The following is an 11,232-nucleotide window of genomic DNA, read 5'->3' as shown; positions in this document are numbered from 1 at the left end:
TGCCACTTCGGTGTCATGCGTGCTCGTGGGCGCGAAGGACGCTGTGGCAGTTGATTGTGCGTATGATCCTTTCTGAAAATCGATGCCCGATTTTCGGGGCCATGTGCTGAGACCCGAAAGGAAGCTGTTCTGCCGACCGGCACCGACAGAGTGAGAAGGAAACCGCTGGCGCGCTTCCTCGCGCTGGCCGGCTTTGCCATGGCGCTGGCAAGCTGCCAGATGTTCACGCCTCCGGACGTTCAGGAATCCGGGTTCCAGCCTTCCAACAAACCGATCACGGTCGACAATGTCGCCGCCAACAGCAAGCTCGCTGAAATGGCGAAGGCGCAGCACCCGCGCATCCTCGCCACCTATGGCGGCGAGTATTCCGATCCTAAACTCGAGCGCATGGTCGCCAAGGTCGTCGGCAGTCTGACCGTGGTGTCCGCCAACCCGACCCAGACCTACCGCATCACCATCCTCAATTCGCCCAACGTCAATGCTTTCGCGCTGCCGGGCGGCTATCTCTACATCACGCGCGGCCTGTTGGCGCTGGCCAACGATTCGGCCGAGCTCGCCGCGGTCATCGCGCATGAGATGGGCCACGTCACTGCAAACCACGGCTTGCAGCGCCAGCAGCTCGAGGCTGAGGAGGGGTTTGCAACCAAGGTCGTCTCGGATGTGCTCGGCGACAGCCCGACCGCCAAGGCGGCACTGATCCGCGGCAAGCTGCGGCTTGCCCAGTTCTCGCGCAATCAGGAGCTTGAGGCCGACGGCATCGGCATCAAGTCGATCGGCGAGGCGGGCTTCGATCCCTTTGCCGCCGGCCGCTTCCTGCAGTCCATGTCGGCCTACACCGATTTCCGCTCTATCAGCGGCGCCACCGACGCCAGCCTCGACTTCCTGGCGACGCATCCCAACACGCCGCAACGCATCGATCTGGCGCAGCGTCATGCCCGACAGTTCGGTGCGCCCGGCGTCGGCACGCGCGACCGCGACGCCTTCCTCGCCGGCATAGACGGCCTGCTCTACGGCGACACACCAGAGGAGGGCTATGTGCGTGGCGAAACCTTCCTGCATCCGGGGCTCGGCGTGTCGTTCTCGGTGCCCGACGGCTTCATCATCGACAACTCGGCCGCGGCGGTGACGGCAACCGGGCCAGGCGACATAGCGATCCGCTTCGACGGCGTTTCGATCGACAAGAGCCGCTCGCTGACCGACTACATCCGCAGCGGCTGGGTGGCCGGTCTCGACGAAAGCAGCGTGCGCCAGGAAACGATCAATGGCAACGAGGCGGCGACAGCGCATGCCAGCGCCGAGGGCTGGCAGTTCGACATCGCGGTGATCCGCGCCGGCGGTCAGGTCTACCGGCTGTTGACCGCGGCACCTTCCGCAAGCACCTCGCTGGATGCCGTGGCGCGCTCGGTCAGCGGCTCCTTCCGTATCTTGAGCGCAACCGAGAAAGCGGCGCTGAAGCCGCTGCATATCCGCGTTGTCACGGTGCGGCCGGGACAGACCATGGGGTCGCTCGCCGCGCAGATGGTCGGCGTCGATCGCAAGCTGGACCTGTTCAGGGTGCTCAACGCGATGTCGCCCGGTGCAGCAGTGTCCGCCGGCGACAAGGTCAAGATCATCACCGACAAATAAGATTCAGGCGGCTGTCGCCAGAAACTCGGGGTTTTGCTTCACCAGCGCTATCTTGAGCTTTTCCATGGCGCGTGCCTCGATCTGGCGGACGCGCTCCTTGGAGATGCCGAGCGCCTCGCCGAGGGCTTCGAGCGTCGCGCCCTCGTCGCTCAGCCGGCGCTCCTCAATGATCCTGAGCTCGCGGGCATTGAGCGCGCCGAGCGCCGTTTTCAGCCAGACAGAGCGGCGTTCGACATCAATCGTGTCGCCTACGACCTCGTCCGGCAAAGGATCGTCAGAAACCAGGAAATCCATTCGCTCGGTGGCGCCCGCATCGTCGGCGAGCGGCTGGTTGAGCGAGCTATCCGGTGCCGAAAGGCGGGAGTCCATCATCGCCACGTCGGCCTCCGAGACGCCGAGCGCCACCGACACCTCGCGGTAGAGCGAGGTATTCGAGATCGGCTCGGCGCCGTTCGCCAAGCGGGCGCGCAGGCGCCGCAAATTGAAGAACAGCGCCTTTTGCGCCGAACTGGTGCCGCCACGCACGATCGACCAGTTGCGCAGGATATAGTCCTGCATCGAGGCGCGGATCCACCACGTCGCATAGGTCGAAAACCGCACCTCGCGCTCCGGTTCGAAACGGGCCGCTGCCTCCAGCAGGCCGACATGGCCTTCCTGGACCAGATCGCCGAGCGGCAGACCGTAGTGGCGGAATTTCGAGGCCATGGAAATGACCAGCCGCATATGCGCCATGGCGATTTGGTGCAGCGCCTGCTGGTCGTTGTCTTGCTTCCAACGCAGCGCGAGAAGATGCTCCTCGTCGCGCTCGAGATAGGGGGCTTTCATCGCCGCGCGGACCATGGTTCGCCCCGCCATATCTTCCATCATGCCACGCTCCCTGTTCCGGGCGTTGCGGTGCGATCGCTCGACCCTGAGCTGGCATCGTGGTTGAATTGGCGACGCCGCGCCCTACAACAGCCAAGAACGTGCCACGCGGGCGAATGGTTCCGCCGCTGATGTCGCGTGGATTGCACTGGCGAAAGCTCGTTGCGGCGGTCGCTACGCGGTCGGTTGGCGTGACTCGATGTGGTTTTGAGAATTGGATTTCAAAAGCGTCTTATTTTTGAAATCCGGTTCCTTATTTCGCCAGCCTGCATCTGTCAGTTTCCGGCGCTCAACAAATACGCCGGACGCCGGCCAAGCACGGGATCACAGAAAAATGAAATGGCTTAAATCGCTTATCGTCGCCGGAACACTGCAGGTTTTGGCCGTCACATCAGGCCATGCCGGCGCAAATCTCGATCAGATCAAGCAGGTCGGCGTCCTTAAGGTCGGCACCGAAGGCACCTATGCCCCCTTCACCTATCATGATGCCTCGGGTGCATTGGTCGGCTTCGACGTCGAGATAGCCCAGGCGATTGCCGAGCGCCTCGGCGTCAAGGCCGAATTCCTCGAAGGCAAATGGGACGGGCTGATCGCCGGCCTCGACGCCAAGCGTTATGACGCCGTCATCAATCAGGTCGGCATCACCGAGGCGCGCAAGGCCAAGTATGATTTCTCCGATCCCTACATCGCTTCCAAGGCGGTGCTGATCGTGCGCGGCGACAATACCGATATCAAGAGCTTTGCCGACCTCAAGGGCAAGAAGGCGGCGCAGTCGCTGACTTCGAATTTCGGCAAACTCGCCGAAACGAACGGCGCCGAGCTCGTCGGCACCGATGGTTTCGACCAATCGATCCAGCTGCTTCTTACCGGCCGCGCCGACGCCACCATCAACGACAGCCTGTCCTTCCTCGATTTCAAGAAGCAAAAGCCCGACGCCAATGTGAAGATCGCCGCGCAGGAAGAAAACGCCGACTATTCCGGCGTCATCGTGCGCAAGGGCGATCCGGAACTGGTCGCCGCCATCAATCAGGCACTGGCCGACATCAAGGCCGACGGCACCTACCAGAAGATCGCCGACACCTATTTCGGCCAGGACGTTTCGAAGTAAGCGCATCGCACGGAGCGGGCCGGTTGCCGGCCCGCATGGCAAGCATCGCGGCGAGCCGTCTTTGACGGCCGCCGCTTTTCGCGTGATATGACGATCGTATGGTCGCGCCTCGATGCTGCCGGGCCGGTTTTTGGGCGGCAATCTCGCAAGGAGGGTTTTCGTGCCCCACTGGCTGCAATTGATGCTGGACTCATTGCCGACGCTGCTATGGGCCGCGCTGATCTTCACCGTGCCGCTAACGCTCCTGTCGTTCGCATTCGGTCTCTTCGTAGGGCTGGTTGCGGCGCTTGTCCGGCTGTTCGGCCCGAAGCCGCTGGTCGCCGTGGTCCGCTTCTACATCTGGATCTTCCGTGGCACGCCACTTCTGGTGCAGCTCTTCCTGATCTTCTACGGCCTGCCCTCGGTCGGCATCCTGCTCGACGCTTTTTCAGCCGCGTTGATCGGCTTCACGCTCAACATCGGCGCCTATACGTCGGAAATCATCCGCGCCGTCATAGGCTCAGTGCCCAAGGGGCAGTGGGAGGCGGCCTACTCGATCGGAATGACCTGGAGCCAGGCGATGCGGCGCACCATACTGCCGCAGGCCGGCCGCGTCGCGGTGCCGCCGCTGTCCAACACCTTCATCTCGCTGGTCAAGGATACATCGCTGGCCGCCGCCATCACCGTGCCGGAAATGTTCCAGGCGGCGCAGCGGATCGTCGCCACCACCTATGAGCCGCTGATCCTCTATATCGAGGCGGCGGCCCTGTATCTGGCGCTGAGCTCGGTGCTGTCGGCATTGCAGACGCGCTTGGAAAAGCGGCTTAACCGCTATGGCGGCTTCCTGGAGGCGCGTTCATGATCGGCCTCACCGACATCGAGAAGCGCTTCGGCGACAACCTCGTGCTGAAGGGCGTGACCGTCACCATCGAGGAAGGCAGCGTCACAGCCCTTGTCGGTCCCTCGGGCGGCGGGAAAAGCACGCTTCTGCGCTGCATCAACCTGCTTGAGATCCCGACTTCGGGCACGGTGCGCATCGGCGACGACGCGCTCGAATTCCACCCTGGCGGCAAGGTTTCCGCAACGGCCATCCGGCGCCTGCGGCTGCAGACGGGCATGGTGTTCCAGAATTTCCAGCTGTTCCCACACCGAACCGCGATCGAGAATGTCATGGAGGGGCTGGTGACGGTGCTGAAATGGCCGACCGCGAGGGCGCGCGAGCGGGGGCTCGCTCTGCTCGAAAAGGTCGGGATGGCGCATAAGACCGATGCCTGGCCGGCGACGCTGTCGGGCGGCCAGCAGCAACGCGTTGCGATCGCCCGGGCGCTGGCGCCATCGCCGAAAGTGCTGTTGTGCGACGAGCCGACCTCGGCGCTCGATCCGGAACTGGCGCAGGAGGTGGTCGACGTGCTCAGCCAACTTGCCCGCGAGGGGACCACCATGGTGATCGCGACGCACGACCTGCGCCTCGCATCGAAGATCGCGCAGGAGGTGGTGTTCCTCGACGCCGGCAGCGTCGTCGAGAAAGGCCCCGCCGCTGTCCTGTTCAGCAATCCGGAGCGCCAGCGAACCAGGCGGTTCATCGCGACGCTGAAGCAGGAGGCAGAGAAGGAAGGAGGCGGCGAAGGTTAATGCATGTCGCCTAAAAGTTCGTAGCGGTTTTGGGTTAACGACATGCATACAAAGAAAAACCCGGCGCGAGGCCGGGTTTTTCCAATTCGAAGGCGAGAAGCGCTCAGGCAGCTTCTTCCTGCTCGGCTTCTTCGTTGTCGGCCTTGGCGCCGCGCTTCGGACCCTTGTTGAGGTTCACCTCGATGAGGCGCACCGCTTCGGTTTCCGACATGCGGTTGACGGCCGCGATCTCGCGCGCCATGCGGTCGAGTGCCGCCTCATAAAGCTGGCGCTCGGAATAGGACTGCTCCGGCTGGTTGTCGGCGCGGTAGAGGTCGCGCACCACTTCCGAGATCGAGATCAGATCGCCGGAATTGATCTTCGCATCATATTCCTGAGCCCGGCGCGACCACATGGTGCGCTTGACGCGGGCGCGGCCCTGCACGACCTTCAGCGCGCGATCGACATAATCCTCTTCCGACAGCTTGCGCATGCCGATGGAGGTCGCCTTGGCAACCGGAACCTTCAGACGCATCTTGTCCTTCTGGAAGTCGATGACGAACAGTTCCAGCTTGTGGCCCGCAACTTCCTGCTCGTCGATCGAGACGATCTGGCCGACGCCATGCGCCGGATAGACGATGTACTCGCCGGTCTTAAAACCGTGACGCGCTGCGCTGGACTTCTTCTGCGGGGTGATTGTTGCCATTACGCCATGAACTCCTTGGTGTGGTACCGGCATTCTGCCGGCCGAACTCGCGCGATCGGGTAACCGATCGTTAGCCGCACAACTGCGAAACCACCGGAATAGCCGAGGTCGGCAAGCCGCATAATTGCGACTGCCTGCCCCAGATCACTCTGGTCCGGATTGAGAAATTCACCTTTCAGTGATTTGGGGCGTTTGCGCCATAAATCGACGTTGTGTCACCGGCATGTTTGGCTGATATAGCACAAAAAGTCGGAAGAATCAAGGCTTTGCTGCACGCGCGAAGGTCAAGCGCGATCTCCGCCTATCAGCGCAGTTAATGTGCGGTGCCTATTACGCCGGGTCATGCCGATCAAATCGGCGTCGCCGTTACAGCGCCACGCGCCCGTTTTGGACGTGCACGGGACGCTGTGACAGTTTTGATCTTGCGCATGATACTTTTCGAAAATCGATTCCGACTTTCGGAGTCAGGCGCTAGTCGCCCTCGCCGGGCTCGGGGGAGAAATACTTCTCGAACTTGCCGGCCTCGCCATCGAAGGATTTGGCGTCGGCCGGAGGCTCCTTCTTGGCGGTTATGTTGGGCCATTTATCGGCATATTCGGTGTTGATCTGCAGCCATTTGTCGAGCCCCGGCTCGGTGTCAGGCTTGATCGCGTCGGCCGGGCATTCCGGTTCGCAGACGCCACAGTCGATGCACTCGTCGGGATGGATGACGAGCATGTTCTCGCCCTCATAGAAACAGTCGACCGGACAGACCTCGATGCAGTCCATGTATTTGCATTTTATGCAGTTATCGGTCACGACATAGGTCATCAGTCGGCTCCGGGACGTCACGTTTTATCAGAGCGAGGTGCGTCCTATCGGACGCACAAATGCACGCTCTAACGCTTTGAATTCACGCATCGTGTTCCCCAATGCGGTAGGCTTTTTTGGTGAGGTAACGTCTTTGCCCGCCGCTTGCAAGAGCAGCCATTGCGCGATGCCGGCGTTTCCGGAATGGAATTCCAGACGGGCCATGCGACGAAAGCCAGTTATGCGTCAGTCATCGCCGAGCAGCCGGTCGGTCTCCCGGCGTTCCTTCTTGGTGGGGCGGCCACTGCCGGCATCGCGCAGTGCGGGAATCGCATCGGGAACGGCCTCGCCTTTTGGCACCGGCGGTGGCGACATATCCTCATAGAGCAAGCGCGCTTCCTCTGCGGGGCCGCGCCGGCTTCCCGTGCCGAGCACCTTCCAGACGAAGATGCGCCGCTCGAGAGTGATGGTCAGGACGTCGCCGGCGCGGACCAGATCGGAGGCCTGCGCTGCTTTGTCGCGATTGATGCGGACGCGTCCGGCCACCACCAGCTTCGCTGCAAGCGAGCGCGATTTCACCGCACGCGAAAAGAACAGCCATTTGTCGATGCGCTGGCGGGCATCAGCGACCATCGGAGCGAGCGAACCTACTTCTTCAGCTGGTCGCGCAACGCGGCGAGCTTGGCGAAGGGGGAATCCGGGTCGAAGCGCACGGGACGCTCCTCGCGCGGTTTCGGCTGGAACGCGGGCTTTCCACCGGGCGCGCCACCCTTGCCCTCCGGCCTGCCGCCCTTCCAGTCGGGTCGGCTTTCGCGACGATCGGAACGCTCGCCCTGCGGCTTGCCGTCGCGCCGCTCTCCCGTCTCGCCCTGGGGCTTGGGCTTGAACTTGCTGCGGTCGAAGCGCGGTTTGCCGGCGCCGTCGCGGCGTCCTTCATGGGCGGGCCGGCTGCCTGGAGCGCCGACCGGTTGTCCGCCGGTGGCATCTGCCGGTGCGTCGCCACGGCCATCGCGCGCGGCTTGCCCGTTGCGCGGGCGATTGTCCCTTTCACGGGGCCGGTTGTCATGGTGGCGGTGGCGCGGGCGCTGGTCGAAGCGGCCCTGCCGCCACAACAGAATGGGCTTTGGTTCCTCGGCTTCTTTCTCGGCCTGGGGAGCAGCCTCGCCGGTGGCGGCTTCCGCCGTCGCGGCAGGTTCGGCCGACACTGCTTCCGTTGCAGGCGAGGCTTCGGAGGCCGGCTCCGCCGATGCGACTTCAACCTCGGCGGTTTCGAGTTCTGCCTCTGGTTGAGCCGCTGATACCGGAGGCGCTTCGGCTGCGGCTTCGGCTGCAGGCAGCTCCTCATCCGTGACCTCAGCCGGAGTTTCCCGCTGAGCTTTCGCGACAGGCTCCGCTTCACCTTCGGTGGAGGGTTCCGCAGGGGCTTCGGCCGTGGCTTTTGACACTGCATCCGGCTCAGAACTCCCGGCCGGCGCCTCGGCGGCTGCGTCCGCAATCGCGGCTTCGGCTGCCTTGGCCTGCTCGGCTTGTTCTTCCGCCGCCTGCTTGGCCGCGGCGGCTTCGCGCGCGGCATTGTCCTGTGCCTCGAGCCGCGCCCTCACCTCGACCGCCGGCTTCGCCTCTGCCCGGTAGCCGAGGCCTTTCAAAATCTCTTCCATGTCGTCGGCCGTGGCGCCGAGGATCGACATCATCGGCGGCGTCACCATGAAGGACTGACCATCATAGGCGCCGTCGGGGCGCTGGCCGAGGCCCGGCTTCCAATTGGTTGCGGGCCGGATCAGGTCGGCCAGCCGTTCAAGGATGTCGACGCGCACCGCGCGACGGCCGAGATTGCGGTAGCCGGCCAGCTTGTAGAAGGTCTTGTCGAACGTGGGATCGATGACCACCGAGGTGCGACCGGAGGCCAGCGCGTGTACCACGTCGCCAAAGCCGGGCTTGTCCTTGCCGTCGCTCCTCAGCGCCCACAACAGCGTCACCAGTCCAGCCGGGGCGGGCTTGATCAGCGCGGGCACGAAGACGTGGTAGGCGCCGAAGCGCACGCCGAGTCGGCGAAGGGCGGCGCGGCCTTCCTGGTCGAGCGACTTCATCTCCTCGGCGATGTCACGGCGGTTGATGAGGCCGAAATGCTCGACGAGCTGGAAGGCGATGCCACGGCCGATGCCGGTGATCTGCTCGGCGTTCTTGAGGTCGACCAGCGGCTTCAGCAGGGACTCGATCTGGAAATTGACGAAGCGCTCGGCGCGGGCCGCGACCTTATCGCGGGCGGGTCCGGTGAGCTGCTCGTCGGCCAGCAGCACAAGGCGCGGCTTCAGCGGCTCGTCGCCTGCTACCAGCGTGCCAATCGGCGCGCCGATCCAGCGCAACGTGCCGTCGGAGCCGAGCGCGATGTCGCCGTTGGCCGAGGCGCCGAAGCGTTCGGCCCGCGCCTCGAATTCGGCTGCAAGCGCCTTCTGGGCTGCTGCACGCACCGCCTTGGCGTCCTCGCCGCCGGCGCTTTGGTCGGCGGTGAAGCGGAACCCCTGCAACTCGCCGACATGATGGCCTTCGACGAGGACGGTTCCGGTTGGGCTGATTTCGGCTTCAGGCATGGTATTTTCTCTAAGGCGCCGCATGAGGACGGAAGTCCTGCGGTCTACGAAGCGTTTCGTCAACCGCTCATGCAGCGCATCCGACAATCTGTCTTCGATTTCGCGAGTCTTTTCCTGCCAGTGTGCCTGATCGGCCAGCCAGCCGGGCCGGTTGGAAACGAAAGTCCAGGTGCGGATCTGGGCGATCCGGTGCGACAGCGTGTCGATGTCGCCCTCGGTGGTGTCGGCACGGCGCACCTGCTCGGCCATGTAGTTCTCGTCGACATGGCCATGCCTGGCCAGGTCCATATAGATCGAGGCGATCAGGTCGGCATGCTGGGCTGGCGCGATCTTCCTGTAGTCGGGAAGGGCGCAGGCCTCCCACAACAGCGCCACGCGCCTGGCGTCGGTGGCAAGCGCCCGAATGTCCTCGTCGCGGGACAGGTGCTCGAGCGCCTGCGCATCCACCGCCGGCAGCGCGCGCGTCAGGCCTTCAACCGGGGCGTTGGTCTCGATCGAGCGCTTCAGCGCGTCGAGGTTGGCGAAATCGAAACGCGCGGTGCGCCATTGCAGCACCTTCACCGGGTCGAAATCATGCGCTTCGATCTTCTTGACCAGTTCCTCATCCAGTGGATCGACCTGGCCGGTGACGCCGAAGGTTCCGTCGCGCATGTGCCGGCCGGCGCGGCCGGCGATCTGGCCGAGTTCGGCCGCCGTCAGATTGCGGTACTGGTAGCCGTCGAATTTGCGGTTCTGGGCGAAGGCGACATGATCGAGATCGAGATTGAGGCCCATGCCGATCGCATCGGTGGCGATCAGATAATCGACATCACCCGATTGGAACAGCGCCACCTGCGCGTTGCGGGTGCGGGGCGATAGCGCACCGAGCACGACGGCCGCACCGCCCTGCTGGCGGCGGATCAGTTCGGCGATCGCATAAACCTCGTCGGCGGAAAAGGCGACGATCGCCGTACGTCGCGGCAAGCGGGTGAGCTTCTTCGAGCCGGCATAGGCGAGATGCGACAGCCGTGGCCGCGTCACCACCGACACGCCCTTCAGCAGACGCTGGAGGATGCCGTGCATGGTGGCCGCACCCAGCAGCAGTGTCTCCTGGCGGCCGCGCAGATGCAGGATGCGGTCGGTGAAGATGTGGCCGCGCTCGAGATCGCCGGCCAGCTGAACCTCGTCGATGGCAACGAACGCGGCGTCGGTCTCGCGCGGCATGGCTTCCACCGTACAGACCGAATATCTGGCGCCGTCGGGCTGGATCTTCTCCTCGCCGGTGATGAGCGCCACCTTGTGAGCGCCGACCTTCTCGCAGACGCGTGTATAAACCTCGCGGGCGAGGAGCCGGAGCGGCAGGCCGATAATGCCGCTTTCATGCGCCACCATGCGCTCGATGGCGAGATGGGTCTTACCGGTGTTGGTCGGCCCGAGCACGGCGGTCACGTCGCGGCCCGACAGGATCAGCGGTTCAGTGTGTTTCGGCTGGATGTTCATCGACCTGGAAATAAGGCTCTCTGCCTCGCGTTGTCGGGAGCGCGCCCCGTGCTGGCGCGTGTGACAAGCGACACATAGGGATTTCGGGCGCGAAGCGAAAGCGGAATGTTCCGACGGCAGCTCGAAGGCTCCCCTCAGCTTCGATAATCTGTTCCGATTAGACAGTAGGGCGTTCCGATTTAACAGTTGGAACGAGTCTGGAACGAATCGGCTACGAATCGCTGACTCGCGCGGATTCAGGGTTTGTTCACGGCTACATCTGGATTTTTCGCCGGCGAGTCTCACCACATGCTGAATCGCCGAAATGGCCCGTTTCATGCAGGGCTGACTCGCCGTTAACCTTTGCCGATGAACGATCGACAGCAGGTCGGCGGGTGTCATCCAACATTTTGAAATTATTAATCTTTCCTAACGCGCCTTAACCATTTGGGGATGTTTTCAGCCTTTTGTAGTTAACCTTCCGCTCAAAGCCGGAACGAAAC

General features: G+C 63.4%; 10 protein-coding genes. 4 read left to right on the top strand and 6 right to left on the bottom strand.

The window, feature by feature from the left end; genetic code table 11:
- The first annotated feature begins 198 nt into the window (after positions 1-198).
- Positions 199-1,626, top strand: a complete 1,428-nt coding sequence (locus CIT31_RS06855; protein ID WP_065011346.1) for a M48 family metalloprotease — start codon at positions 199-201, stop codon at positions 1,624-1,626.
- Between the two features lie 3 nt (positions 1,627-1,629).
- Here the strand turns inward: CIT31_RS06855 and CIT31_RS06850 are convergent, their stop codons facing one another.
- On the bottom strand, positions 1,630-2,493 hold the full coding sequence (locus tag CIT31_RS06850; RefSeq protein WP_065011276.1) for an RNA polymerase factor sigma-32: 864 nt from the start codon (positions 2,491-2,493) through the stop codon (positions 1,630-1,632).
- Between the two features lie 331 nt (positions 2,494-2,824).
- Between CIT31_RS06850 and CIT31_RS06845 the strand changes: the two genes are divergently transcribed.
- The 3 genes from CIT31_RS06845 to CIT31_RS06835 all read left to right on the top strand — a co-directional run bounded on the left by CIT31_RS06845 (position 2,825) and on the right by CIT31_RS06835 (position 5,209).
- Positions 2,825-3,598 carry an amino acid ABC transporter substrate-binding protein gene (locus CIT31_RS06845; protein WP_029348818.1) on the top strand — a complete coding sequence of 258 codons (774 nt, stop codon included), beginning with the start codon at positions 2,825-2,827 and terminating at the stop codon, positions 3,596-3,598.
- A 160-nt stretch (positions 3,599-3,758) separates the two neighbouring features.
- Positions 3,759-4,439 (top strand): amino acid ABC transporter permease, encoded by a 681-nt coding sequence (locus CIT31_RS06840; protein WP_095518115.1) that lies wholly within the window; start codon positions 3,759-3,761, stop codon positions 4,437-4,439.
- The gene (locus CIT31_RS06835; protein WP_095517969.1) at positions 4,436-5,209 is read left to right on the top strand and encodes an amino acid ABC transporter ATP-binding protein; all 774 of its coding nucleotides are present in this window, start codon (positions 4,436-4,438) and stop codon (positions 5,207-5,209) included. Before CIT31_RS06840 ends, CIT31_RS06835 begins: the two co-directional genes overlap by 4 nt.
- A 103-nt stretch (positions 5,210-5,312) precedes the next feature.
- Here the strand turns inward: CIT31_RS06835 and CIT31_RS06830 are convergent, their stop codons facing one another.
- From CIT31_RS06830 to CIT31_RS06815, 5 genes are all read right to left on the bottom strand, one after another.
- On the bottom strand, positions 5,313-5,894 hold the full coding sequence (locus tag CIT31_RS06830) for a CarD family transcriptional regulator (RefSeq protein ID WP_027152934.1): 582 nt from the start codon (positions 5,892-5,894) through the stop codon (positions 5,313-5,315).
- Positions 5,895-6,365: 471 nt separating this feature from the next.
- A complete protein-coding gene (fdxA, locus tag CIT31_RS06825) occupies positions 6,366-6,704 on the bottom strand; it encodes a ferredoxin FdxA (protein ID WP_023762879.1) in 339 nt (112 codons plus the stop codon).
- Positions 6,705-6,731: 27 nt separating this feature from the next.
- Complete coding sequence (locus CIT31_RS34120) at positions 6,732-6,908, bottom strand: hypothetical protein (RefSeq protein WP_165778368.1); 177 nt, start codon at positions 6,906-6,908, stop codon at positions 6,732-6,734.
- A gap of 21 nt (positions 6,909-6,929) precedes the next feature.
- A complete protein-coding gene (locus CIT31_RS06820) occupies positions 6,930-7,316 on the bottom strand; it encodes an RNA-binding S4 domain-containing protein (RefSeq protein ID WP_029348806.1) in 387 nt (128 codons plus the stop codon).
- A gap of 14 nt (positions 7,317-7,330) precedes the next feature.
- Positions 7,331-10,750: a helicase-related protein gene (locus tag CIT31_RS06815; RefSeq protein WP_095517968.1), complete on the bottom strand. Its 3,420-nt coding sequence runs from the start codon at positions 10,748-10,750 to the stop codon at positions 7,331-7,333.
- Positions 10,751-11,232 lie beyond the last annotated feature (482 nt).

This window comes from Mesorhizobium wenxiniae, assembly GCF_002284535.1.
GTDB classification, from domain to species: domain Bacteria; phylum Pseudomonadota; class Alphaproteobacteria; order Rhizobiales; family Rhizobiaceae; genus Mesorhizobium; species Mesorhizobium wenxiniae.
This window is presented reverse-complemented; position numbering and strand designations above follow the sequence as displayed.